This window comes from Pseudomonas sp. Leaf129 (assembly GCF_001423465.1).
Lineage (GTDB): Bacteria > Pseudomonadota > Gammaproteobacteria > Pseudomonadales > Pseudomonadaceae > Aquipseudomonas > Aquipseudomonas coleopterorum.
This window is the reverse complement of sequence record NZ_LMOC01000006.1, coordinates 304,231-329,807: the sequence shown is the minus strand read 5'-3', so window position 1 is coordinate 329,807 and position 25,577 is coordinate 304,231. Positions and strand designations below refer to the sequence as shown.

The 25,577-nt window shown below is 60.4% G+C and carries 24 protein-coding genes; 7 read left to right on the top strand and 17 right to left on the bottom strand.

Going from position 1 to position 25,577, the window contains the following annotated elements:
- Positions 1-32: 32 nt before the first annotated feature.
- The 5 genes from ASF66_RS09535 (at position 33) to ASF66_RS09515 (ending at position 6,704) form a co-directional block, all read left to right on the top strand.
- Complete coding sequence (locus ASF66_RS09535) at positions 33-782, top strand: NADPH-dependent F420 reductase (protein WP_056843662.1); 750 nt, start codon at positions 33-35, stop codon at positions 780-782.
- A gap of 37 nt (positions 783-819) precedes the next feature.
- Complete coding sequence (locus tag ASF66_RS09530) at positions 820-2,655, top strand: tannase/feruloyl esterase family alpha/beta hydrolase (RefSeq protein ID WP_056843661.1); 1,836 nt, start codon at positions 820-822, stop codon at positions 2,653-2,655.
- A 192-nt stretch (positions 2,656-2,847) separates the two neighbouring features.
- The gene (locus tag ASF66_RS09525) at positions 2,848-3,636 is read left to right on the top strand and encodes an NADPH-dependent F420 reductase (protein WP_269083346.1); all 789 of its coding nucleotides are present in this window, start codon (positions 2,848-2,850) and stop codon (positions 3,634-3,636) included.
- Positions 3,637-3,720: 84 nt separating this feature from the next.
- Positions 3,721-4,998 carry an epoxide hydrolase family protein gene (locus tag ASF66_RS09520; protein ID WP_236707083.1) on the top strand — a complete coding sequence of 426 codons (1,278 nt, stop codon included), beginning with the start codon at positions 3,721-3,723 and terminating at the stop codon, positions 4,996-4,998.
- A gap of 521 nt (positions 4,999-5,519) precedes the next feature.
- Positions 5,520-6,704: a ComEA family DNA-binding protein gene (locus ASF66_RS09515; protein ID WP_177331295.1), complete on the top strand. Its 1,185-nt coding sequence runs from the start codon at positions 5,520-5,522 to the stop codon at positions 6,702-6,704.
- A 632-nt stretch (positions 6,705-7,336) separates the two neighbouring features.
- On the opposite strand, the gene ASF66_RS09510 is transcribed toward ASF66_RS09515, so the two are convergent.
- Together ASF66_RS09510 and ASF66_RS09505 are read right to left on the bottom strand one after the other, a co-directional pair.
- On the bottom strand, positions 7,337-7,783 hold the full coding sequence (locus ASF66_RS09510; RefSeq protein ID WP_442962763.1) for a GNAT family N-acetyltransferase: 447 nt from the start codon (positions 7,781-7,783) through the stop codon (positions 7,337-7,339).
- Positions 7,784-7,817: 34 nt separating this feature from the next.
- A complete protein-coding gene (locus tag ASF66_RS09505; RefSeq protein WP_056843659.1) occupies positions 7,818-8,429 on the bottom strand; it encodes a LysE family translocator in 612 nt (203 codons plus the stop codon).
- Between the two features lie 232 nt (positions 8,430-8,661).
- Between ASF66_RS09505 and ASF66_RS09500 the strand changes: the two genes are divergently transcribed.
- Both ASF66_RS09500 and ASF66_RS09495 read left to right on the top strand, forming a co-directional pair.
- Entirely contained in the window at positions 8,662-8,925 is a 264-nt protein-coding gene (locus ASF66_RS09500; protein ID WP_043185612.1) for a CopG family ribbon-helix-helix protein, read from the top strand.
- A complete protein-coding gene (locus ASF66_RS09495; protein ID WP_056843658.1) occupies positions 8,888-9,178 on the top strand; it encodes a type II toxin-antitoxin system RelE/ParE family toxin in 291 nt (96 codons plus the stop codon). Before ASF66_RS09500 ends, ASF66_RS09495 begins: the two co-directional genes overlap by 38 nt.
- Before the next feature lie 66 nt (positions 9,179-9,244).
- On the opposite strand, the gene ASF66_RS09490 is transcribed toward ASF66_RS09495, so the two are convergent.
- From ASF66_RS09490 to ASF66_RS09420, 15 genes are all read right to left on the bottom strand, one after another.
- Entirely contained in the window at positions 9,245-10,027 is a 783-nt protein-coding gene (locus ASF66_RS09490) for a DODA-type extradiol aromatic ring-opening family dioxygenase (RefSeq protein ID WP_056843657.1), read from the bottom strand.
- 14 nt (positions 10,028-10,041) lie between these two features.
- Positions 10,042-10,677, bottom strand: coding sequence for a hypothetical protein (locus ASF66_RS09485; protein WP_056843656.1), 636 nt, complete (start codon positions 10,675-10,677; stop codon positions 10,042-10,044).
- A gap of 149 nt (positions 10,678-10,826) precedes the next feature.
- Complete coding sequence (locus ASF66_RS09480; protein WP_056843655.1) at positions 10,827-11,978, bottom strand: iron-containing alcohol dehydrogenase; 1,152 nt, start codon at positions 11,976-11,978, stop codon at positions 10,827-10,829.
- A gap of 21 nt (positions 11,979-11,999) precedes the next feature.
- Positions 12,000-12,644, bottom strand: coding sequence for an ANTAR domain-containing response regulator (locus ASF66_RS09475; RefSeq protein WP_056843654.1), 645 nt, complete (start codon positions 12,642-12,644; stop codon positions 12,000-12,002).
- Between the two features lie 16 nt (positions 12,645-12,660).
- Complete coding sequence (locus ASF66_RS09470) at positions 12,661-13,785, bottom strand: transporter substrate-binding domain-containing protein (RefSeq protein WP_056843653.1); 1,125 nt, start codon at positions 13,783-13,785, stop codon at positions 12,661-12,663.
- Positions 13,782-15,302 carry an amidase gene (locus ASF66_RS09465; protein WP_056843652.1) on the bottom strand — a complete coding sequence of 507 codons (1,521 nt, stop codon included), beginning with the start codon at positions 15,300-15,302 and terminating at the stop codon, positions 13,782-13,784. The genes ASF66_RS09470 and ASF66_RS09465 overlap by 4 nt, the downstream gene beginning before the upstream one ends.
- A 12-nt stretch (positions 15,303-15,314) precedes the next feature.
- Entirely contained in the window at positions 15,315-16,019 is a 705-nt protein-coding gene (locus tag ASF66_RS09460) for an ABC transporter ATP-binding protein (protein WP_043185626.1), read from the bottom strand.
- Positions 16,012-16,737 (bottom strand): ATP-binding cassette domain-containing protein, encoded by a 726-nt coding sequence (locus ASF66_RS09455; RefSeq protein WP_056843651.1) that lies wholly within the window; start codon positions 16,735-16,737, stop codon positions 16,012-16,014. The genes ASF66_RS09460 and ASF66_RS09455 overlap by 8 nt, the downstream gene beginning before the upstream one ends.
- On the bottom strand, positions 16,734-17,765 hold the full coding sequence (locus tag ASF66_RS09450) for an ABC transporter permease subunit (RefSeq protein ID WP_056843650.1): 1,032 nt from the start codon (positions 17,763-17,765) through the stop codon (positions 16,734-16,736). Before ASF66_RS09450 ends, ASF66_RS09455 begins: the two co-directional genes overlap by 4 nt.
- The gene (locus ASF66_RS09445; RefSeq protein ID WP_056843649.1) at positions 17,765-18,634 is read right to left on the bottom strand and encodes an ABC transporter permease subunit; all 870 of its coding nucleotides are present in this window, start codon (positions 18,632-18,634) and stop codon (positions 17,765-17,767) included. Before ASF66_RS09445 ends, ASF66_RS09450 begins: the two co-directional genes overlap by 1 nt.
- A 10-nt stretch (positions 18,635-18,644) precedes the next feature.
- Complete coding sequence (locus ASF66_RS09440; RefSeq protein ID WP_056843648.1) at positions 18,645-19,883, bottom strand: urea ABC transporter substrate-binding protein; 1,239 nt, start codon at positions 19,881-19,883, stop codon at positions 18,645-18,647.
- A gap of 488 nt (positions 19,884-20,371) precedes the next feature.
- The gene (locus ASF66_RS09435; RefSeq protein ID WP_056843647.1) at positions 20,372-22,024 is read right to left on the bottom strand and encodes an AMP-binding protein; all 1,653 of its coding nucleotides are present in this window, start codon (positions 22,022-22,024) and stop codon (positions 20,372-20,374) included.
- Positions 22,021-22,761, bottom strand: coding sequence for a nitroreductase (locus tag ASF66_RS09430; RefSeq protein WP_056843646.1), 741 nt, complete (start codon positions 22,759-22,761; stop codon positions 22,021-22,023). Before ASF66_RS09430 ends, ASF66_RS09435 begins: the two co-directional genes overlap by 4 nt.
- Before the next feature lie 12 nt (positions 22,762-22,773).
- Entirely contained in the window at positions 22,774-24,162 is a 1,389-nt protein-coding gene (locus ASF66_RS09425; protein ID WP_056843645.1) for an MFS transporter, read from the bottom strand.
- Between the two features lie 254 nt (positions 24,163-24,416).
- The gene (locus ASF66_RS09420; protein ID WP_056843644.1) at positions 24,417-25,436 is read right to left on the bottom strand and encodes an AraC family transcriptional regulator; all 1,020 of its coding nucleotides are present in this window, start codon (positions 25,434-25,436) and stop codon (positions 24,417-24,419) included.
- Positions 25,437-25,577 lie beyond the last annotated feature (141 nt).

Here is a 25,577-nt window from a genome sequence, read left to right as displayed (position 1 = left end):
CAGCATCTACCTTATGCCCCTGAGGACATTGTATGAAAATCGGTATTATTGGCGCAGGCAACATTGGCGGCACTCTCGCACGTAAATTCGTAGCCGCAGGCCATAGGGTCAAGCTGGCAGGATCCAAGGGGCCGACTGAAATCCAGCAGTTTGCCGATCGAATAGGCGCCCTTGCAGTCGCTTCGAAGGAAGCCACGGAAGATGTAAACGTGATCATCTTGTCGATCCCGTTCGCGAGCATCCCTGATGTTGCAGGGATCGTTGCCAGCGCCGCGCCGGACGTTATCGTGATCGACACATCGAACTATTATCCGCAGTTCGGTACACGAATCTCGGAAGTCGAAGCAGGCCAGCCTGAGAGCATGTGGTCGAGCGAGTGTCTTGGCCGACCTGTCATCAAGGCGTTCAATGCTGCACTCGCCAAAACATTGGCCGACGGCGGCAAATCCAAGGGAGCTGTAGACAGGATCGCCATGCCCTTATCCGGTGATTCCCAGCCTCGCAAGGCCGTTGTATCCGAGCTGATCGACGATGCTGGATTCGAGCCATTTGATGCAGGGAGCCTTGCTCTGTCATGGCGCCACCAACCCGGCACGCCTGCCTACTGTACCGAGCTGACTCTGCCGGAGCTGGAATGGGCAATACGCCACGCTGTCAAGGATCTCGCTCCTCACAATCGCGACGCACTGATGGCGGAGTTTGCAGCAAGCAAGGCGCCGCTCGACCATGCCGCTGTAATCAAGCGGAATCGAGAAGTTACAGCACCCTCGTCGATGGAGTGACCAACCAGATGAGCATCTTTAGTGTGAGCGCCCCGCTATGAAACCAGCCCTCGGTATCTACTCTGCCAGCGCGGCGGTCGCCGGGATCGTGTGTTTGGCAGGAATGTCGTTGGCCAGTCTTGCCCAGGCCAAGCAAGAGCCTCTTGCAGAGGCGTATGGGTGCAGCGAGCGTTTGAAAGTCGCTATGAGCCGCGACCCCGCCACGAAAGTTCTGCTCGTGAAGAAATTCCATAAAGGTGATTCGCTGGTCCTGAAAGACGCTTCGCCTGGCGCGAATTCTGCTGCAGCGGTCGAGGGAGGAAAAAAGGCGGGCCCACCCATTGCTGGTAGCGATCTGTGTCTGGTAAAACTGCTGATTGGTCCTGGCAACCCTGGCCCGATGGGCGCACCGTCTACTTCTTCCGGTATTGGAATTGAAGTTCTTCTACCGTCTTCAGACAGGTGGAATTTGCGCATTCGCGCCTATGGCAATAGTGGCTGGTCGGGGACACCCCAGGCGGACCGTTCGACCGTTGCCAGTGACGATCTACATGTGGCGGCGGCAGCTAAGGGATACGTAGTTGCCACTTCCGATAACGGCCATGCGGGATCGCCTATCAACGGCTCCTTCGCCATGAGTCCCGATGGCGGGATCAATACCACGGGTTGGCACGATTTCTCCGAAAGAAGCCTCCATGAACTGGCCGAGAAAACCAAGCTGTTGACCAAGTACTTCTATGGTCGCTCTCACCAATATGCCTACTGGGATGGTTTTTCCACGGGTGGCCGTCAAGGGCTCAAGCTGGCGCAAGCTTTCCCCAATGATTTCGATGGGATTCTCGTAGGTGCACCTGCCATCAATTGGTCCCGATACCATACGGCCGGTTTGTACGCATCGATTTCGATGCAGCAAGACCTCGGCTATTCAATTGCGCCTGAAAAATTGAACAGAGTCACTGCTGCGGCTTTGGCTGCGTGCGGCGGTGCAACGCTTGGTTTTTTGATCGACCCTTTGTCATGCCGTTACGATCCTTCACAAGATGCTTCGATTCTATGTACTGAGAAAGAGGCTTCAAATCGTCTCGCTGGTACTGCTTCACAGTCATCCTGTCTTACCAAGGCAGAAGCTGGAGTCATCAACAAGATTTGGTACGGGCAGACCGACGACGGCACTGCCCCCTCTCCAGGAAGCGATAATGGCAATATCAACCTGCTTGAGGGCAAACGAAGGTTATGGTTCGGCTGGACACGCGGGACAGACCTGAAAAACACCCCGGCCGGTGGAGCCCCTGGGCAAGTTCTCGCAGCCGATCAGACGGCGCTTGAGTTACAGGATCCGGAACTGGGAAGTCCCCTATTCAAAAATGCCACAGGCCATGGCAAGAACCAGTGGCTGCACCAGCTTGATTATGCAGGATTGGCAAATGCGCAATCTAAAGGTGAGTTGCTACAGCCGCAATTCAGCCATATCAATACTGATAATCCAGACCTGCTTCAGTTCTCCAAAGCGGGAGGCAAGATAGTGATGTATCAGGGGCTGGCCGACGAGTACATCCCGCCGCAGGGCGCGATAAATTACTACGAAAGCGTCATCGCGACGATGGGCGGGGCAGAGGGGGTAGGTCAATTCTATCGCTTCTACCTGATTCCTGGGTTTACCCATAGTGGTCGATCCGAAGGCTTGCCTTTCGTACCTGTACCTCAACCGGTGTCAGGGCGCGACGAAATGTTCAGCGCGCTGTTGGCCTGGGTTGAACAGGACGCTGCGCCGGGGAATATCGTAGTGAAGTCCAGCGACTTGAGCACCTCGCTACCGCTCTGTCCGTATCCGCAGAAAGCCGTATACGGGGGGGTAGGTTCGGTGCGCACGGCATCGAGTTACGTATGCCGTTAGCTGAGGAAGTTGAAGTAGCTACGAGCATGATAGAAGCCGATTACTAACAGCCCGATGCCTATTGAATTTTTCAGTCAAGCCCTGTGCCGTTTTTAATAAATCAAATAGTGGGTCAAGACCGTCTGCGGCCTGTAGCGTCGTTTGCCTTTGGTAATTAGTCCACATGTGGGTGGCTAACGATCTCGAGCACTGTTGTACGTTAGAAAAAATCTCATCTCATCCGAGGGCAGTATCATGAAGATTGGAATTCTGGGAACCGGAAACATTGGCAAGACACTCGTTACGCGGTTGAGCCAAGCAGGACACGACGTGAAAGTAGCGAATTCCCGAGGTCCTGATAGCATTGATCCTGAATTGCTGGCGTCGGGTGCTCAAGCTGCAACGACCGAAGACGCGCTCGTCGACGTTGAGGTAGTCATCCTGTCCATCCCGCTGAACCGCCTTTCAAGCATCGCTACGCTGGTCAGCGGCCTTCCGGAAGACACGGTCGTGATCGACACGTCCAATTACTATCCGTTTCGCGACGAAAAAATCGAAGCGATCGAGCAAGGACAGGTCGAGAGCCTGTGGGTTACAGAGCAACTTGGTCGCCGTGTAGTCAAGGCATGGAATGCGATCGGGTCGGCCTCATTGGCGAAAAAGGCAAAGCCCGCGGGAGCAGCCGATCGGATCGCCATTCCTGTGGCGGCCGATCATGACCGCGATCGTGAGGTCACCATGTCTTTGGTCAACGATACAGGTCTGGATGCCGTCGATGCCGGGCCGCTCGCGGACTCCTGGCGCCAGCAGCCGGGGGCACCCGTCTACTGCACGGATCTGTCCCGTGCCGAAGTAAGTCCGGCCTTGAGCGCCGCCGAGCGTGACAGGTTGCCAAAGCGCCGTGACCTTGGCGTCGCCGTCATGCAGGAACGCCTGGGCGACGGCACCACGAATCCCGATGAGGATTGGGGCGTTCGGTTGGTGCGTGTGATCAACATGTAACCTTGCCTACTGCGCCGAAGGGCGCAGTAGGCCTTAAGCTATCCACGAGCCTTCGGCAGAATTTTTTCATAGAAAGAACTTTTCATGAATCGTCGCCGTTTCATGTTCTTGAGCAGCGCCGCTGCGGGCGTTGCCGTGCTTTCCACAGCGGCGCGAGCCTTGGGTATTGCAGCCGCCGAGGCACCGCTACAGCCTGCTATGCATCCCTCACATGAAAGTGTGCGACCGTTTACGATTGCAGTACCGCGCGCACAACTGATCGACCTTCAAGAGCGTTTGGCAAAAACCCGATGGCCAGACCGGGAAACCGTCGACAGCACAGTACAGGGGCCGCCGCTTGCTGACATCCGCCGTCTGGTGGAGCGCTGGAGGAACGGCTATGACTGGCGTTCATGTGAAAGACTGCTCAACAGCCTGGGTCAGCACGTCACCCAGATCGACGGACTCGACATTCACTTTCTACATATTCGCGCCAAAGAGCCAAATGCCCTGCCACTGTTGTTGACTCATGGTTGGCCGGGCTCAGTGCTCGAGTTTCGCCACATTATTGGCCCACTCACCGACCCTGTCGCGCATGGTGGAAAAGCATCAGATGCTTTCGACATCATCCTACCGTCGTTACCGGGTCACGGCTTCTCTGGTAAGCCGACCACAACAGGATGGAACAATGAGCGTATTGCCAAAGCCTGGATTGTTCTCATGGAACGGCTTGGATACGAGCGCTGGGTTGCTCAGGGTGGCGACCGGGGTGCGCAAATCACGACCAGACTTGGCTATATGCAACCGCGTGGTTTGATCGGCATGCACATCAACCTGGTTGAATACATGCCCACTGAGACTGAGCGCTCGAACGCTACAGCGGCCGAGCAGAAGATACTCGCCGACATGCAGTTTTACCTCGACAAATTATCGGGCTATTACGCAGTGCAGAGTAAGCACCCCCAAGCCATTGCCTACAGTGTTGCAGACTCTCCGGTAGGCCAGGCGGCGTGGATCTATCAAATGCTGCAGGATGTATCCGATAGCAACGGGCAACCTGAAAAGGTGTTCGAACTTGACGATATGATCGACGACATCATGCTGTACTGGCTGCCTAACGCTGCGGCGAGTTCGGCTCGACTGTATTGGGAAACGGCGCAGGAGAAACCCAGACCTGTGACCATCGAAGACCCTATGCCGGTGCCAACAGGCATCAGCATGTTCCCAGGCGAAAAAGCACGCATTTCAGAGCGGTGGGCCGCGCAGCGCTTCGCCAAACTCGTTCACTTCAATGATGTGTCGAAGGGTGGGCACTTTGCTGCATGGGAACAACCTGCGGTATTCGTTGACGAAATGCGCGCCACATTTCGTACCGTTCGGTAATGGATTCATCGGCTAACTCTGCTTTCCAGTACGGATGGTTGCGTTACCGACGACGATAGTCTGCTTTCGGCCAATTGCAGACATTCGCAGATGACCACGATCGCCCCGAGATAGTCGACAATCCCGTTCTTCACCCCCTTAATCCTACCCTTTCAGTCGCGTTGGCCTAGTCTCCATAGCCTGAAGCTCTACGTCGAGAGGCATTGCCTTCCATCTGCACACCGCCAGCAAAGGCAGGGCATCAATTGAGGCTCTTGGGCAAACCCAGCCGCAAATCTCGCAGATGACCGAAGTCTTCGGAGCGGGAAAAGCTACGCCGATCAGCGCTTCATTAGGTAAAATTATTTCTGAGGGAGGTAGTCCGGAAGAGATTCCTGGTACCTACCAAGCCTAACCCGATACCTACATCGGCGGGTTGAACGACTACAGCACACGCTTCTGGCTGGGGGCGCCTCCTGCTCCTACTTGTGACAGGTGCGCGCGCCTAGATCCATGACGAAAAGCTACAAATTGGAGCTTCGATGACACAAAAGGCTGAAGCATTAAGGTTGGTTGAGGACGGGCTGAAGGATTTGGATTCTCCTAAGGGCCTGGTATCTAGCGCGGTGCAGAAGCTTACGCGCGCTTCCGCGTTGTTGGAGAATAAGGATGTGCAGATCTGGTGCCAGATCCAGATGGCACATTCAGACTACGTGCCGGAATTGAAAAACCTCATGAAGGTTTTAGGTAAAGATAGGCCAAAGGGTGATGACTCTGAACGTGACAAAGAGGTGAGTGAGTCTTTAAAAAAGCTCGAAAGCATTGGCCTTAATCAAAAATATCATTACAGTAATGAAGAGATAAATGTAAAATTTAATGAAAAGGGCGGCGGTTACGCCAGCATTGGCTTCATTGAAGAGCGGTACGCGGATCTTGTGCGCACTAAACGCGGAAATGACGGCTCTTATTACAAAATCAATCTATCTACACATATTGCATACATAAAAAATAAAGCGCACGAACACCTGTCTTTGTTGCATAACCAACTAAAGTTCTCAGGCACGGTTACCAACAGTTTTGATCTGCTCAAAGCAGCGGTAGATGACAAGCTTCTAGATCTCAATCCGGTCTTGGCTGAACAGCTGATGATTGCCTTTCGCTCGGTTTCGGGGGCCAATAGTGAAGAGTGGTCTCAGGCGTTAACGTCTTGCCGAAGGCTGCTTGAGGGCATCGCGGACGAACTGTTCCCTGCCGGGCAGTCAAACGCCAAAGGGCGACCACTTGGCCAAGGGCAGTACGTCAATCGACTCTGGGCATTCATGGATGCGGCTATCGAGTCCGAAAGCAATCGGGATTTGGCCAAGTCGCATGTTGATTACCTTGGCTCTTGGCTGGAACGGACAAACAGAATTGCGAACAAAGGCGTCCATGCCGATGTAACGCAGCTGGAAGCAGTTAAAGCGGTCTTTCATACATACCTTGCGATTGCAGATTTGTTGGAATACATGACTGCTACGAGCAAGCCTTCAGCCTCTCGCGATATTAATGATGCGACCATTGATGAGCTGGAAGCGCTTCTAGACATTAGTCGTGCCACGGCAAAAGAAATCATCAAAGCGCGCGTACTCAACGGAAAGCTGGACAAGGTATCGCTCGCCAAGGTGAAGGGAGTGGGGGCGAAAGTCTTGGCGAAGGCGGTCGAGATCTTTGCCTTAGATAAGAGCTAACGTTGCGTGTTTGGGAGATGGCCGATTTAGCGAACCTCCGATAGGAGTGCATATGTACTCCTTCGCAATACTTCCTAAATTTCTCATTGTAATCAGAAAAATCGGTGCTTGAGTAGACGGCATTTCTGAGATTTCAAGCCCTGTGCTTTTCCGCAGCCCCGGCTAATCCTTGCAGACCCGCCCGTGAGTCACCTCACGACGCTTCAGCATCATGTTCGGCGCGAAGGGCAAGACTTTTCTCTGCCTTCAACTATTCCAGAAATTCAAAAATTGCCAGAACTCATGCGCAAGACGACGTGGCCGAAATTACCGTTCATGGTATTCGGACATTTGGGCAGTGGCCTAAGATTACGAGGTAGCCGTAACTCGAAAAATGTGACTTGCAACAAAAACTACGCGCACCGGGCGGCACATCATTCCCCTGAAAAGCTTATGGACGTGATTCCGTCCGAGCGTAAGTTGCGCCTCATTAGAGGCCCGCAGACAGGGGTTAAGCTGCCGCGCAACCAAGGGGCATGGGCGCGGTGACTTGATTCATCGACGTCTGCTTTGGGCCGAAAGCGGCCCGAGCAACGAGCGGATCACAACGTGCGCAACACTAAAACCATCCCGCACATTCCAAGCCTAGCCCATCACCCAACAGCCCAATACATCGCCTGAACCCAGATATGCGGATGACTTTCCAAAGGTTCCCATTCATCCAGAAACACAAAGCCCTGCCTGAGATAGAAATGCGCGGCCCGTGCATTTTCTGGACAAACGTCAAGATAAATCCCGTCCACTCCAATTACCTCGGCACGAGCCTTCACCGCATCAACCAACCCAGCAGCCACTCCAGAACCCCGTGCAGCACGCTCGACCCACATGGCGATCAAGCAATAACGACCTTCACCACCAACGGCCGCACCCACCATCCCGATCGGTCGGTCACCGTCGAACGCCAGCCAAAATGCGGTTCCAGCGGACGACGCTCGCTCTTTCCACTGCTCGTCAGTGTACTGGGCCGCAGTCTGATAGCTCACGCCGAACGCCGTCGGCGTGTCCAAAAGGGCGGCAAGCCGTGTCTGTTTCAACAGCATCCAATCTGCTGTTTCAGTCAGCCGGATATGCACCTCACACTGGCGCCGGGCTCTGCAACAACGGATACAACGACAGCACCAGCAACGCCGCCATGCTCCAGTTGAACAGTCGCAACCAGCGCGGTACTCGCAGCACGTTGCGCAGGACGCTGCCGAAGCCGGCCCAGACGCACACGCTGGGCAGGTTGACCAGTGCGAACACCGCAGCGATAACCATCACGTTGTAGACGTAGCCCTGCGCCGGCACATAGGTAGTGATGGCGCCGACCGCCATTACCCAGGCCTTGGGATTGACCCATTGGAAGGCGGCGGCGCCGAGGAAGGTCATTGGCGTGCTGTCTTGGTCTCCTGCTTCGCTCACGCTGCCTGAGGTGGCGATACACCATGCCAGGTAAAGCAGGTAGGCCGCGCCTATCCAGCGCAGGGCAGTGTAGGTCCAGGGCACGGCGGTGAAGATTTCACCCAGGCCCAGTCCGACCGCCAGCACCAGCAGCATGAACCCCAGGCTGATGCCTAGGGCGTGGGGAATGGTGCGCAGGAAACCGAAGTTCACCCCCGAGGCCAGCAGCATGGTGTTGTTCGGGCCGGGGGTGATGGAGGACACCAGAGCGAAGAGGGCGAAGGCAGGCAGCAGGTCGATGAGCATGTCCGTATGGTCTCTGGGATGTTGTAGAAGTGAAAGTACCTCACGACCCGGCCAGCGATACCGTACAGACAATGTTGAATTCACCAGTACACACTCACAGCCACTTGGCCTTTTGTAGGTGCGACCGGTCTTCTGCTCAGACCCGGAGGGTTGCTTAACAAGGAAAGCGAGGGTAGTGTTTACGCTGTGCGCGGATGTATACAGCGTAAACAGTTATGTCAGGAGTACTGCCATGGGTTCGCCCGTTCTTTCTTTTCGTGTGGAAGCAGAGCTGATCGATCAGCTCGATCAGCTCGCCGAAGCTACCGATAGAGATCGCCAATACCATTTGAAACGTGCTTTGGCCCGCTATGTGGAATCCGAGTCGTGGCATTTTCGTGCTGTAGCAGAAGGCATTGCTGATGCAGAGGCAGGCAACTTGGTCGATTTAGATGCCGTGAAGGCTAAGTGGGTGGCGCGTGCCGAAAGTCGCATTAACCAGCAAGGCGGCAAGTGATCTCGACGGGATTCATGAGCACCACGAAGCGCTCAGAGGACCCGAAAAAGCAGAAGAAACCATTTTTCAGATGTTGGATAGCCTGAGCCAGTTGGAGGTGTTTCCCCAACTGGGGAAGGCATCGGGCATTCCCGATTGCAGGGAGCTGATCTTCGCGAGGTATCCCTACCGTGCGATCTACACCCTGAAAGGCAATGTCATTCTGGTGTATCGAATTTTGCACCAGCATGCAGAGCGCCCTGAGGAGTGGTAACGAAGACGTCCATTTCAGTAGTGTTGGTCACTCTGTTGGTCGCGCGTGCATCTGGTGCTCGCCTCCCTACGTAAACAAATAACTGTCCATCGCCAACACCCCATACTCCACGCCACCTTCGATCACCCGCGTTTCATACTGCTCACCCGCCGCGCCGACGGCGATGAACAGGGGCAGGAAGTGCTCGTCCGTCGGGTGCGCGCGCTCGGCCGAGGGTGCGTATTGCCGGTAGTCGAGCAGCGACTCCAGATTGCCCGAGGCCAGGGTCTTGGCCGTCCAGGCGGCGAAATCCTTGACGTATTGAGCGCCGTGGGGCGTGGCGCCGCGGAACTCGTAGAGGTTGTGCGTGAGGCTGCCCGAGGCCACGATCAACACGTTCATGTCGCGCAATGGCTTGAGCGCCTGGCCCAGCTTCCACGCCTCGCGGGTGTCGAGCGACGCCGGCATGGAAACCTGGACCACCGGGATGTCCGCGGCTGGCGCCAGGTACAGCAGGGGTACCCAGGCGCCATGGTCCAGACCCCGATCGGCATCCAGACGGGCGCTCCAGCCAGCGGTCTTGAGCATGTCGACGATCTGCGCTGCCAGGGCCGGTGCGCCGGACGCCGGGTATTGAATCTTGTACAGCGCGTCGGGGAAGCCGCCGAAGTCATGGATAGTGGCGGGAGCTGCGCTTGCGGTCACGCCGATCTCGCCGCGGGTCATCCAATGCGGGGACACGATGACGAGGGCCTGAGGCCGCGTCAGTTCACGCCCCAGCTCGGCCAGGTGTTTGCCCGCAGGGCCAGGTTGGACCGCGAACATGGGAGAGCCATGGGAGACGAACAGTACGGGCGATGGAGTGGTCATCGGCGGGCTCCACATCAAGAGGTTGCGGTTTGAGGGCTCCAGCTTTCAGCAAGCCGGCATTTGACCCAGTACTCGAAGCTGGCGCAGAGCCAGATGCCATAGGCGAGCAGTTCCACGCCTTCCTCGGCGGTGGTTTTGGCCAGGCGCTGGTAGCTGTCGCCCATGACCTGATGCCAGAACGAACCCATGCCGAAGATCCTGGAAAAGATCAGTACCGCGAAGCCCGTCGCCAACGCGGCGAACGTCGGGGTACGCATGAACGCGCCCAACGCCTGGACAGTTTGCTGTCTGTGCTTGGCGCTTACCGCGTTGCCGATGGCCACCGCAGCGATGGCCAGAAAGGGCCACAGCCAGGCGCTGTGGCTGATGGGGTCGAACAGGCCGTCCAGCTCGCGGGTCAGCAGGCAGGCGAAGAAGCCCGCAGCGAGAAATTCGAAGCCGCCTTTGCGGCCGGTTCCCGGGGCGGTCCAAAAGAGCAGGGCGCACAGCGCAAGCATCAGTTCCTGGGTGATCTCGGTGAATGACATTTCCAGAATTTCTGTGTGAAACACGGCAATGTCCAGCCACACCATGGCAAAACACAAAACGGCAACCGAACATTTGGCCAGGGCGAACAGGAGCGGGTATTTCAGATCGGGGCGGGCGTACACGTGAAGCTCCAAAGCGGGACGATGTCTATAAGTCGCGCATCTAAGCGTCTGGCAAGGGGAATGTGAAGCGTTGTTTAACGATAGTTAACATCGATGTATTTGATGCGATGGACAGCGCGCCCTGCCACGGCGCGCTGTTTGCCGAGGATCTAGAACGCCGCGGTGTAGATCGCCAGTGCATCGGCTTCGCTGACCTCGCGCGGATTGTTGACCAGCAGCCGTTGCTGCAGCATCGCGCTGCGAGCCAGTTCCGGCAGGCTTTCGCGGGTCACGCCGGCTTCGCTGAGGCGCAGCGGCAGGCCGGTGGCTTCATGCAGCCTGAGCAATTCGTCGATGAATTGCTGGGCCGCGTCGCCCAATTGCAGGCGTTCGCCCAGCACCACGGGGGCAAGTTCGGCGTACAGGTTCTGGGCCGCGGAGAGGTTGAAACGCAGCACTTGTTGCAGAACCAGCGCATTGGACAGGCCATGGGGCAGGTGGAAGCTGACGCCCAGCGGATACGCCAGTGCGTGCACGGCGGCGACCGGCGCGTTGGCGAACGCCTGCCCAGCCAGGCAGGCGCCCAGCAACATGGCCTGGCGGGCTTCCAGGTCGTGCGGCGTGTTGACCGCGCGCTCGAGGTTGGTCGACAACAGGCGCAAGGCTTCGCGCGCCAGCAGGTCGGAGAGGGGATTCTTGCGGTGTTTGCTGGTGTAGGCCTCGATGGCATGCACCATGGCGTCGATGCCGGTGGCCGCCGTGACCGGGCCGGGCAGGCCGATGGTCAATTGGGCGTCGAGAATCGCCAGGTCCGGCAACAGCTGGTTCGCCACCACGCCGGATTTGCCGGTGGCAGTGGTGACGATGGAGATGGGCGTGACTTCCGATCCGGTGCCTGCAGTAGTGGGCACCTGAATCAACGGCAGGCGCGGGCCGGTGGCCTGGTTCACGCCGTAGATGTCGCTCAGGCCCTGTCGGTGTGCGGGGTGCGCCAGGTAGGCGACCAGCTTGGCGGTGTCCATGGAGCTGCCGCCGCCGAAGCCGACGATCAGGTCGGCGTTCATGCGCCGTGCCTGCTCGGTGGCGGCCAGCACCAACGCTTCCGCCGGGTCGGCGAGCACATCGCTGTACACCGCGTATTCGATACCGGCGCTGGCGAAGCCCGGCAGCACGCTGTCGAGCAGGCCGTGCTTGAGGATACCGGCGTCGGTGACCAGCAATACACGCCGGGCGCCGCGGCTGGCGCATTGTTCGGCCAGGCCGGCGGCGCTGCCGGTGGCGCAGATGAGGTGGGCAGTGCTGCTGAAGGTGAATCCTTGCATGGGGTTAACCTCGTATTCTTGTCATGGGGGGGAGCTGTTTTCCGCACCTGGCCGGGGCGGCGGCTGTTCGGGTTCGGCCGGTGGATCGGCATCGATGATCTGCTGGGCGATGGCTTCCATGCTGGTCCGGCGCGTCATGGCTTCGCGTTGCAGGCGCCGGTGGGCATCGTTTTCGCCGAGGCGATGGCGGGCCATCAACAGCGCCTTGGCCATGGAGATCTTCGACACCGCCGGTTGCCGGCTTTGCAGCTTGCGCAGCTCGGCGAGCATGTCGATGCGCGCCCTCCAGGCGGCGCGCGCCATCAGCAACTGGGTCAGCAGACCGAATGGCCGCAAGGGCCGTTCGATGACCGCCGCCGGTTGCGTTTCCAGCACCAGTTGCAGCATCGACGGGTTCTCGTAGCCGACCACGGCGATGATCGGCGGCGCCTGTTCGCTCAGGCTTTCCACCAGTGTCTGCGTGTTGCTGCGCTGGCTGAGTTCCACGGCCAGCAGCACCACGTCGACCGCTTCGGGCAACGTCGTGGGCACCGGCCAGCGCTGTTCGACGATGCAGCCGATGCGCTGCAACTGGTCGAGGACGATGCGCGCCTCACCGTCCTGGGGGTGAATCACCAGCACGCGCAGGCCCTTAAGTTCGCGCAGCAGGGACGGCGCGCTGGTCATCTCGGCCTCCGGCAGCTCATGGCTGTGCGTCCATCTGGTAGTCGACCATGTAGGGGCTCGGCGGCACCGCTTCGGCGCTCTCCAGCACCAGTTGGAACTGGCGTCGGTCGTCGAGCCGGGCAATGCGCGGCCATAGCCAGGTGTGCTGGGTCTGCGGGTCGATCTGCACCGTGCCCTGAGGCGCATCGAAACGAGCGCCGGCCAGGGCTTCGCGCAGGCCCTGCACCGAATCGTCGGCGGTGCGGCGCGCGGCCTGGGCGAACAGGTGCACCTGAAAATAGGCGGCCTCGGCGCCGGCAGTGATGGCGGCCCCTTCGCCGAAGCGCGCGCGATAGTGGCTGACGAACGCCTGGCTGGCGGGCGTCTGCAACGTCGAGAACCAAGGTGCGGCCGAGATGTGGCCTTCGGCTTCTTCGTCGGTCATGGCCTGCACGTCGACCTCGTTGGTGGCCAGGCTGACGATGGGCACGCGTGCAGGATCGAAACCCGCCTGGTGGTAGGCCCGGTGCAGCGAGGGAATGTCGCTGCCGACGATGGTCGAATAGATGGCGTCGGGTGCGGTCTCGCGCACCCGCTGCATGACCCGCTCGAAGTCCTCTGCGGTGGCGTGGAACGGCAGGTAGATCTCGTCGACGATCTTGCCGCCCGCCTGCTCGAACAGCTCGCGCATGATGCGGTTCGATTCGTAGGGGTAGACATACGAACCGCCCACGAACAGCACGCGCCCGCCATAGGTCTGCAGGACGTAGCGGGCCAGTTGCAGCGAATTCTGGTTGGGGGCCGAGCCGGTGTAGAAGCAGTACGGCGAATATTCGAAACCTTCGTACAACGTTGGATAGAACAGCAAGCGCCGACGGCTTTCGACCACCGGCAGCACGACCTTGCGCGTGCTCGACATGTGCGTGCCGAACAGCACCTGCACCTGATGGTGGTCGCACAGGTGCAGCGCGCTGTCGCGGTAATCGTTCGGATCGGCGCCGGGGTCGCCGTCGATGGCCGTCAGGCGACGGCCACCGATGCCGCCGCTGTCGTTGATCTCGGCGATGGCCAGGTGGGTGGCGTTGGCCTGTGCGGTTTCCGACGCCGCCGTGAGGCTGGCGCGGGAGAACAGCAGGCCTACCTTGTAATCGTCGCCGTTCATGAGCTCAGGCTTTCCCAGTCGATGTGCTGTTCGAAGTGGTGCGCGGCCTGGTAGAGGGTCGCCTCATGGTAATCACGGGCGATGAGCATCAGGCCCACGGGCAACCCTGCCGCCAGCCCGCAGGGGATGGACATGGCCGGGTGGCCGGTGACATCGAACGGGGCGGTGTTAGCGTTCATTTCCAGGGCGCGGGTGACCCAGGTCACGGGCGTAGCATCGGCGGCCGGCAGTTTCGGCGCCTTGAGTGGCACGGTCGGCATGAGCAGCAGGTCATAGCGGGTGAACTGCTCGTCGTAGGCGGCGCGCAGCTGGCGCGCGGCGTTCTGTGCCCGGGCGTAGTACTGGCCGCCGAATCGCTGGTGGGCATAGTGGCCTGCCAGCAGGCAGGTTTTCAGGTCATGGGGGAACGCGTCGGCCTGCTGCTGCCAGTCGTGTTGCGCGCGCATCAGGCTCTCCACGTACAAGCCTTTCCAGTTTGAACCGTAATTGTAGCCGCGCAGCAGCTGCGTGGTGCCTTCCACGGCAATTGGCGTCCAGATGGCATGACCCAGCGCGTGCAGGGGGATGGAAACCTCTTCCACCTGCGCACCCCATTCGGCGAACAAGCCGGCCGCCCGGCGCACCGCGGCGTCGACGTCGGCTTCGGAATTGGCGTGGCCGAAACCCTCGCTGACCACGCCAATGCGCAGCCCTGAAACACCCGCGCCGAGCGCCTGGGTGTAGGCCTGCACCGGCATCTGCCGATCCTGGCGCGGATCCAGGCCGTCGGCACCGGCAAGTACCTCGAGCAGCAGGGCATTGTCGGCCACCGTGGCGCTCATCACGCCGGCGTGGTCCAGGGTCATTTCGATGGGCATGATGCCGGTGTAGGGCACCAGCCCATGGGTCGGCTTCATCCCGTAGATACCGGAATAGGCCGCCGGAATGCGCACCGAACCGCCTTGATCGGTGCCGATGCCCAGATCCACTTCGCCCGCGACGATCAGCGCGGCGCAGCCTGAAGACGATCCTCCGGTGGAGTGGCCCGGATTGCGCGGATTGTGCACCGCGCCCGTGGCGTTGGTATGGCTGCTGCCCGACACGCAGAAAAACTCGCAATGGGCCTTGCCCAGAATGCTGCCGCCAGCGTCGAGCACGCGCGTGGCCACGGTGGCGTCGACGTCCGGCACGTACCCTTGCAGGGTCGAGGCGCCATTCATCATGGGTACCCCGGCCAGGCAGATGTTGTCCTTGAGGGCGACGCGCTTGCCGCTCAGCTTGCCGCCCGCCGCCCCATGCAGATCGGTGCGCACGTACCAGGCGTTGTAGGGATTCTGCCCAGGCGTCGGCAGGTGCCCGGCGCTTCTGGGGTAGCGTTGCGGGACGCTGGCAGGCTGCAACTGGTCGAGGCGGTCATAGTCCTGCCAGACGGCTTCGAGGATGTCGGCGTATTGCTCGAGTAACGGTGCTTGCAGGTGCAGACCCAGCTGGCGGCCGGTGTCGGCAAGCTCAGCCTGGGTGGGACGTTGAATGGACATGACGATGAATCCTCAGGAATGAAAGCCCATGAAGCGCTCGGCAAGCGCTTCGGCGGTGGTGCTGGCGGGGTCGACTTCATCGACCAGTTGGCCGTTCTCGATGATCAGGATGCGATCGGCCAGCGCCGTCAGGAAGTCGATGTCCTGCTCCACCAGAATGATGCCCAGGCCTTGTTCGCGACGCAGGCGTTGCAGGGTTTCGATGATCTCGTCGCAGATGGAGGGCTGGATGCCTTCGGTGGGTTCGTCGAGCAGGATCAGCTTCGGGTTGCCGCACAGGCAGCGCGCCAGGGCCAGCAGTTGTTGTTCGCCGCCCGACAAGGCGCCACCGGGTTGGTCGAGCAGCCGTTGCAGACGTGGGAAATACGCCAGGATCCGCTCGATGGTGGCCGGGGCCTGGGCGAAGTGCTTCACGCAGCCCATGCGCAGGTTTTCGCCGACGGTCAGGAACGGGAAAATCTGCCGGCCCTGGGGCACGTAGCCGATGCCGGCCCGTGCCCGCTGGCTGGCGTCGGCGCGGCTCAGGTCCTGGCCTGCGAACTGCACGCTGCCCGACAGCGCCGGCAGCTCGCCGATAAGCGCGCGCAGCAGGGTGGTCTTGCCCATGCCGTTACGGCCGAGCACGCCGATGCAGCTATCGGTGGCGCCGCGCAGAGCGATGTCGCGCAGCACCGGCACGCGCCCGTAGCCGGAACACAATCCATTGACTTCAAGCATGTTTGATCTCCTGTTTGCCCAGATAGGCTTCGCGCACCAACGGGTCCTGAGTCACCTCGGCAAAGCTGCCCTGGGCCAGCACCGCGCCCTGGTTGAACACGGTGACCGTGCCGGCGATGAGGCGAATGAACTCCATGTCGTGCTCGACCACCACCACCGTGCTGTGCGCGTTGATCTCCTTGATCAGGGCGGCGGTCTTGCGCACCTCCTGATAGGTCATGCCGGCAGCGGGCTCGTCCAGCAGCACCAGGGTCGGCTTCGAGGCGAGGATCATGCCCAGCTCGACCCATTGCCGTTGACCGTGAGCCAGGTCGCCCACCAGACGGTGGCGGTGTTCGCTCAGGTCGATGCGTTGCAGCGTCTGCTCGGCGGTTTGCCGGGCCTGCGCGGCGCTCTGGTTGCGACTGGCGGCCAGGCGCAGGTTTTCCAGTACATCGAGGCCGTCGAATACACTGGGTGTCTGCGTCTTGATGCCGATGCCCAGGCGCGCGATACGGTGCGGCGGTAGGCCACTGATGCGCTCGGCCTGGAAGTGGCAACTGCCGTGGGTCGGCTTCAACTGCCCGCTGAGCAGTTTGAAGAACGTACTTTTACCGGCACCGTTGGGACCGATGAGGCAGCGAAGTTCACCGCGGTGCAGGGTGAAATCCACCGCTTTTACGGCGTGCACGCCGCCGAAACTGACGCCCAAGCCTTGGGTTTGCAGAAGCACGCTCATACGGCGCCCTCCTGTGGCACGGCGCTGGTGGAAGCGGGACGACGCTCGAACACGCGCCCGGCCAGCGTGCCAAGGCTGGGCAGCAAGCCACGCGGCAGCAGCATGACGAAGGTCAGCAGGATCGCACCCAATACCAGGCCGCTATCCACCGCCTGCTGTTCGCCCAGGCGTGCCATCAGCGCCTGCAGGCTGATGCAGGCCAGGATCGGCCCGAACAAGGTACCGCGACCGCCGACGATGACCCAGATGATGATCTGCGCCGACTGCGCCAGGCCAAACACACCCGGGCTGACGAACGCGCCCCAGTTGGCGTACAGGCACCCCGCCAGGCCAGCGATGCCGCCGCCCAGGCTGAAGACGATCAGCTTGTGCAGGCGCGTGTCATAGCCGAGCAAACCGGCGCGCTGCTCGTTTTCACGGATGGCTACCACTACCTTGCCGAAGCGACTGGCGAGCAGCCCGCGCAGGCCCAGGTAGCAGAGGATCAAGGCGCCGCCGATCACCTGAAACAAGGTTTCGGGCTCCAGCACGCGCTCGGGATCGAACGGCACGTTGAGCGTCGGGATCGCCGGAATGCCGTTGAAACCGCCGAGCAGCGCACTGCCGATGTGGTATTCGCTGCCCGAGGTGGAGTTCATCACGTTGAACAGAATCAGCGTCACCGCCAGGGTGATCACGCCCAGGTACACATCGCTGATGCCACCGTAGAACATGAAGTAGCCCATGGCCGCAGCGAACAGGGCGGGCACGGCAATGGCCAGCAATACCGGCCAGGTGCTGTCGCCGATGTTCAGCACACCGACCGCATAGGCATAGGCCCCCAGGCCGAAGAACGCGGCTTGCCCGAAACACAGTATGCCGCCGAAACCCCAGATGAACGCCAGACTCAGCGCCAGCAGGGCCATGACCAGGTAGATGGTCAGCGAGAGCAGGGTGAACAGGTCCAGCCAATACGGCAGAACGCCGACCAGCACGGCGGCCAGCGCGCAGCCGAGCACCGGCAGCAGATCACGAAATGTGACAGGCATCAGAACGCCCTCCGAAAGAAACGACCGGTGATGCCCTGAGGCAACACGCGGATCAACACGATGGCGGCCAGCAACAGGGCCACCTCACCGAACACCGGGGTGCTGAAGAAGGTCACCACCTGACTGATGACGCCGAACGCACCGGCCGCACTCAGTGTGCCGGTGATGACAGCGCTGCCGCCGCCGATCACGGTGATGAAGGCCTTGGCGATGTAGCTGGCGCCCAGCGTCGGGATCACCCCGGTGAGCGGTGCGAGGACCGCGCCGCCGAGCCCGGCCAAGGCCGCACCCAGGCCAAAGGTGAGGCTGTAGATGCGTCCGGGGTTGGCACCTAGAGCGGCGGCCATCTTGGCGTTCTGCATGGTCGCCCGGGCGCACAGGCCGAACTGGGTGAAGCGCAGCAGCGCCCACATCCCCAGCAACACCGCCACGGCCACGGCGATGACGAACAGCCCGTAGCCACTGGTTTGATAGGTACCCAGGGTGATGCCCGGCAACGGTGAGCTGATGCCCACGGTGGTGTTGCCGAACAGCATGGTCGCCGTGCCGGTCAGCGCCAGGCTCAAGCCCCAGGTGGCCAGCATGGTGTCGATCATGCGGCCGTAGAGGTGGCGTATCAGCAAGCGCTCGACCAGCATGCCGAACAGGCCCACCGTCAGCGGCGCCAGCACCAGGATCGAGATCCAGATCGGCACGTGCAGATGGTGAGTTGCCAGGACGGCGACGTAACCGCCGAGCATCATGAACTCGCCATGCGCCAGGTTGATGATCTTCATCATGCCGAACACCACCGCCAGACCGATGCTGAGCAGCACCAGCGTGGCGATGGCGCCGACGATCTGCAGGGAAAAAATCGCGGCCCAATCCATGTCCGTCTCCTTACAGCGCGATGCTGTATTGCTTGGCATCACGCGGGTTCTTGACCAGGTCGCAGACCGCGGCGGTGTCCGAAGGGGCCTGCTGGGCGAAGCTTTGCACCACCTCCAGGCGGCGATCGCGCACCTCGGCGATGTGCACGTCCAGAATGCAATGGTGGGTGGCCGGGTCGATGCTGACCTTGCCGCTGGGCAGGTCCAGGCTGATACCTTTCTCCAGCGCCTCGATGACCGCCATGCGCTCGATCGAACCGGCCTGGCGAACGCCCTCGGCCCACAGCATCATGCCCTGATAGGCGCCCATCGCCAGTTCGGTGATGTACGGATAGTCGGCGCCGAAGCGGGTGTGGAAGCGTTCGACGAACGCGGTGTTGAGTGGGGTCTGCAGTTCCTGCACGTAGTTCTGGCAGATCAGGATGCCGTTGCACTCTTCGGGCGAGAGCACGATGTGCTCGTTGCCCCCGGCAAAGGTGGTCGAAGCGATCGGCAGCTTGCCGGTCATGCCGGCAGCCTTCCACTGGCGGTAGAACGACATGTGAGCGCCGCCGACCAGAGCCGACCAGACGAAGTCCGGCTTGGCTTCCTGGATCTTCGATATGGTGGCGCCGAAGTTGGTCACGTCCAGCGGGAAGAACTCGATCCCCACGCTCGACCCACCAGCCTGCTCGACGTACTTCTTCACCCAGGCGGTGACGATCTGCCCGTAGTTGTAGTCCGCCGCGACGATGTAGACCTTCTTGCCCCATTTCTGGGTCACGTGGGACACCAGCTTCTCCACGGTCTGGCCTGGGGTCACGCCGGTGCCGAAAAAGTTGCGATCGCACACGCCGCCTTCGTACTGGTTGTCGTAGAAGTACAGCGTCTTGTAGCGGTCCAGCACCGGGCGCACCACTTCACGGGAGGCGGAGGTGATGCCCGCATGCACCACCGCCACCCGATCCTTGAGCGCCGCCTGCTGGGCGTACTGGGCGTACAGCTGCATGTTGGACTGGGTGTCGTACTTGATCAGGCTCAGCGGCCGGCCGAGCAGGCCGCCCTGGGCGTTCAGCTCTTCGGTGGCGAACGTCAGTGCATCCACGATCGGCTTGCCATAGATGTCCAGGCCGCCCGAGCTGTCGTACAGCGAGGCGATCTTGATCGCGTCGTCGGCGGCGAAGGCCGACAGGCTCTTGAAGCTCAACGCCGACAGTGCGGCAGCGGAAATGGCGGACGAACGCAGGAAGGTACGACGATTGATAGCCATGCTCAGTGCTCCTGAAACCAGCCCTTCATGCCATCGCCAGCCGGATCGCGGACAGCCGAACGGGCCGCCGTGCAAACCGGAAAAGGGGAGGAGTGGGGCTGGATGAAATGCAGGCGAGGGAAGGTGGGGCCTGATTTCACGTGACCGACGACGCTGTCGGCTGAACGGGTGTCGAGCGTTTCGCTTGTGAACCGCGGCCGCATCGTTGGGGCCGGGTCACCCAGGGCGTGGAGGCGCTGGGGGAAACTGGTGTCACGTGGGGCGCGTGACGTCAGTGCCAAAGCAATAACCAGGCCACTGAGTATAAATGATTGTTTTTACTATTTATTTATTTGATCTTGTTGCTTCAGGGGAGTGGTGCTGTGCTCTAGGATGGGAATCCTGCACTCAAAGCGTGCAAAGGAGATTCGGATGGGTAACAGTCAGGGCAGTGCTCGCGATGCGTGGAGCACCGCCCTGTCTGTGAAGCCGCATCCGTCGACGGACCATCAGCCGCTGGACGCCAGCCGAGAAATAGCCGCCTTGCTACCGGCGCGCTCGCGCAGCACGAATTTCTGGATCTTGCCTGTGGCCGTCTTCGGCAGCTCCGTGAAAATGACCTGTCGCGGGCATTTGAACCTGGCCAGGCGCGCTTGGCAGAACCCTATGAGCTCCGCAGAACTGGGTGCTGCCGCACCCGCCTTGAGTTCGATGAAAGCGCATGGCACCTCGCCCCATTTCTCGTCTGGCTGGGCAACCACGGCGGCGTGCAGGACGCTGGGATGGCAGTGAATGACATCCTCGACCTCGATCGATGAGATGTTCTCGCCGCCCGAGATAATGATGTCTTTCGAACGATCGGTGATCTGCACATAGCCGCCCTCATGCACGACCGCGATGTCCCCCGTGTGAAACCATCCTCCCTCGAATGCCTTGCCAGTGGCTGATGCGTTCTTCAGGTATCCCATCATCACGGTGTTGCCGCGCAGCAACAGCTCGCCCGTGGTGACTCCGTCATGCGGCACCGGGACCAAGGTGTCCGGATCGGCCACCATCAACCCCTCGAACGTCGCGGCCCTGGCACCTTGCCGGACACGCAATGCGCGCTGCTCGCTATCGCTCAAGGCGTCCCAGCCGTCTTGCCAGACACAACTGACCGGCGTGCCGGACACCTCGGTGATCCCGTACACATGATCCACATCGAAGCCCAGGGCGACCACGGCGCTGAGTACCGATGCAGGTGGAGGGGAGCCGGCTGTCAGCACCCGGACAGGGGCACGCAGTGGCGCGCGATCACGTGCGTCGGCAATCATTGCCATGACCACCGGTGCGGCGCAGAAATGATCCACGCCGTGCGTGTCGATCGCGTCGAACACGGCGTCGGCATTGACCTTGCGCATGCAGACATGGGTGCCCGCGGCAGCGGTGATCGCCCAGGTGAAACACCAGCCATTGGCGTGGAACATGGGCAGCGTCCATAGATATCGAGGAGCACGTGGCAGCGGCCAGTTGGTCATCTGCAACAGGCTCATCAAATAGGTTGCTCGATGGCTGGTGACGACTCCCTTGGGGTCTCCAGTGGTACCGGATGTGTAGTTCAGCGCAATGGGCTGCCATTCATCGACCGGCCAAACGCCCTCGAAGCCTGGGTCGCCGCCGGCAAGCAGCGCCTCATAGCTCACCACGCCGATCGATGGGCCCAAGGGCGCAAAGGGGTCATCGATATCGATCACGATCGGGGCAGGATCAAGCAGTTCGAGTGCGTCGGCCATCACGCTGGCGTACTCGCGATCGACGAGGACGGCCTTCGACTCGGCATGCCTCAAGATGAATGCCACCCCTTCGGCATCAAGCCGACAATTGATGGTATTGAGCACCGCGCCGCACAGGGGAATACCAAAATGCGCTTCCAGCATGGCGGGTGTGTTGGGGCACATGATCGAGATCGTATCGCCGGCGCCCAGTCCTCGCGCGACCAGCGCGGCGGCCAGGCGCATGCATCGCTCTCGCGTCTGCGCCCACGTGCGAGTGATCGATCCGTACACGACCGCAGCGCGGTTCGGATGGACCCATGCCGCTCTGTCCAGAAACCCTAGCGGGGTGAGAGGGAGATGATTGGCCGGAGTCTTGTCGAGGCACTCGTAACGGTCGGCGGGCTTCATGGGGGAGTCTCTTTGTTGTTGTGATGAAAGGTCGTGAAAGCACTGACCGCTTCGCGCTCGGTGACCAGCTCGTTCTCGACACTGGAATCGTCTGCGTAGCCCAGGCTCATGCCGCACACCAGCATCTGCTCGTCGGGGATGCCGAGTACTTCGGTGATGACCTGGTGATACTTCAGAAAGGCAGCTTGCGGGCAGGTATGCAGACCACGGGCTCTGGCGGCAACCATCACGCTTTGCAGAAACATGCCGTAGTCGAGCAGGCTGCCTTGTTGAAGCACACGATCGATGGTGAACAGCAGGCCGACTGGCGCATCGAAGAATCGATAGTTGCGCCCGTGTTGTTCGTGCATGCGCTGCTTGTCGCCCTTGGCAATGCCCAGCAGCCCGTACAGCTCCCAGCCGACTTTCTTCTTGCGATCCAGATAGGGCGTCACCCACTCCCTGGGGTAATACTCGTAGGGATCGAGCAACTGGCCGGCATGTGCAGGATCGTTGTCGATATCCGCGATGGCGCTGGACAGCTGCCGCTTGGCATCGCCCGTGACCACGTGCACACGCCAGGGCTGCATGTTCACGCCCGTGGCGCAGAACCGGGCGACGTCGAGAATGCCTTCCACGTCTTCCCGGGCCACAGGGTCCGGAAGAAAAGCCCGGATACTGCGCCGTGAGGTGATGGCCCAGTCCACTGCCTGCACCAGAAGCGGGGGGCTCAAGGGGGGTTGAGACAGTCGATTCATACAGGTACCGATTCAAGTGGATTTAGAAACATCGGGATTCAATCCCGAGCTGTCCATGCTCGATTTCGACCGACTCGCCGAGCGCGCCTGGGAGGAGTCGGCAAGCGACTGGTTGACCAGCGAAACGGCTGCCGCTCCGATAAGTCCGGCGAGCGCAATGGCCATGAAATTCTGCTCCAGAGGCAGATGCATGGAGATCAGCCAGCCGATCAGCACCGGTGCAACGATGGCGCCTATGCGCCCCACGCCCGAGGCGAAACCCACGCCCGTGGCCCGGATTGTCGAAGGGTAGAAGTCCCCGGCATAGGCGTAGGCCAGCAGTTGTGTGCCCAAGGTCGATGCGCCTACCGCGAAAACCACCACGTAGAGCAGCGCAGGCGAGCGGGTGTAGGCCAAGGCGACCAACGCCAGTGCGCCAACGATGTAGAAACACACCAGCACACGCTTGATGTTGAATCGGTCACCCAGCCAGCCACCTCCCAGCGCGCCGGCGATCGCGCCAACGTTGAACACGATCACGAAGTTCAGAGCCGACCCCAGGCTGAAGCCGGCCATTGCCATCAACTTTGTCAGCCAGGAATTCAGGGCATAGACCATGAACAGCCCGGTCACGAAGGCGGCCCAGATCATTACCGTGCTGAAACCGCGGCCATTGGCGAACAGGTTGCGTACCGGTGAATCCTGTTTGTCGAGTATCTCGGGGTTGCCCGCCATGAGCGCGTCTTCGGGAATGGCAATGCCAGGGTCGAGTTTCCGCGCAATATCCCTGAGTTCATTCTGCTGCCCCTGTTTGAGCATGTAGCCGATGGAGTCAGGCATGGTTTTCAAAATGAACGGGATCAAGATCACAGGAAGCGCCGCGACATAGAACACCCACTGCCAGCCATGACTTTCGATCAGCTGCTTGGCGGTCAGGGCGACCAGAATCCCGCCCACTGAGTAGCCGGCGAACACCAGCGTGACCAGCCGTGTTCGCAGTTTCAACGGTGAAAATTCGCCCATCTGCGCGGTGCAGATAGGCAGGACGCCGCCGATGCCCAGCCCTGCGATGAATCGCATGATGCTGAAACTGATGGGGTCGTTGGTCAGTCCTGCGCCAGCGGTGAAGAGGCTGAACAGCGTGACGCAGATGGCGGTCATCTTTGGGCGGCCGATGCGATCGGCCAGCGTGCCGAGGAAGATCGCCCCAAGCATTGTCCCGAACAGCGCCGAGCCCGCCATGATGCCCGCGCTGGTCGCCTCGATGTTCATGTCCTTCATGATGGCCGGCAGCGCGGCGCCGACAACCGCAAGGTCGTAGCCGTCGATGATAAGAATGAGCACGCACCAGAAAAGGATCAAACCATGAAAGCGGTTGAACCTTGAATCCTTGGCGAGCGCGAAGACGTTCACTGGCTGCATAACGTGTCTCCTTCGGTTTTATTCTTGTTTTGAAGTGCACAGGTGTTGTTCGACCAGGCCAAGGGCAGGAGGCCATGGCTTGCGTTCGAATATCGTAGGCGCAGACATGGCATAGGCCCATGTCCAAAGTCATCGTTATGCGTGGGGTGTTTGGACAGTGCCAAGGCAGGCATGAAGCGGGCCGGGGTGTTTCGTCAGCCCTTGCGAACAAAGCGTTCGTGGCTATCGTTCATCAAGCGTATTTTTCGTCGCGCTCATTTCTCATCAGGCCCTGCACGACGATAGAAGCCCGGACTCACCCCCGTCCATTTCTTGAAGGCGCGATGGAAGGCACTGGCGTCCTGGAAGCCGGCCTGCAGCGCTACATCGTTGACCGTGAGCTCTTCGCGACCCAGCAGATGAATGGCCATGTCCCTGCGCAAATCATCCTTGAGTCGTTGATAGCTCAAGCCTTCGGATTGAAGTCGTCGCTGCAAAGTCGAACTGGACGTGCCCAGCGATTTCGCCAGCCTGTCGAACTCGGGCCAGCTCTCCGGATCCACCCCCCGGAGCCTCTGGCGGACTTTCGCGCCGGTGCTTTCACCGTTTCGATATTTGACCAGCAAATTGCCCGGCGCCTCTTCCAGAAAGCTTGTGAGGGTTGCCGGCGTCTGAACGACTTTAAGGCCGAGCAGGTCGCGGTCGAACCAGACGGTCGTCGGTCCGGCACCGAACGTCAGGGACTCGCAAAAGCGCAGGCGGTAGTCACTGTCATCCAGCGGTTGGGCTGGTCGGAAACTGATGCTGTGGATGGGCAGGCGCCGTCCACCGAGCCAGCACAGCAATCCATGTACGAGGATGAGCCAGGTACCGTAGCTGAACAGGCGTCTTTCGATGCCTTGATCATGAATGATCAATACCGTCCAGTTGTCCTGGAAGGTCAACTCGCCATGGATATCATCCAGCGTGGCGCGCAGGAACGATAGAATCCGACGCAGCGCTTGTTCGAGCGAATGGCATCCCAAGGCGACATGGCACATGAGACGGAAACTGCCTCTGCGCAGAGGGTGCGCGTCGATGGCGAAAAACTCGTCGTCGAGCCGATCAGCAAGGGCAACCCAGAGCCGAGAAAACGCCATGGCTGAGACCCTTGCCTGGGGGGCATCGAGCAATCCAGGGTCGATGCCTGCTTCGCGCAGCACTGGCTGAACATCGATACCGCGCTGCACTGCACCGTACAAGGCTTCGTGCACCAGGCCTATGGAAGTCGTGCCTTTGTCTGCAATCACCACCATGACGTGTCCATGTGACTCTCTCACTCAGCGCCGATCAACGGCCTGAAGGTAAACAACCCCAGTCATCCAGGCAATCGGTCCAGCAAGGTGCGCAACGTTTTCACGTCGGTATTGCTGCACCCCATGCAGGTATATACTGCA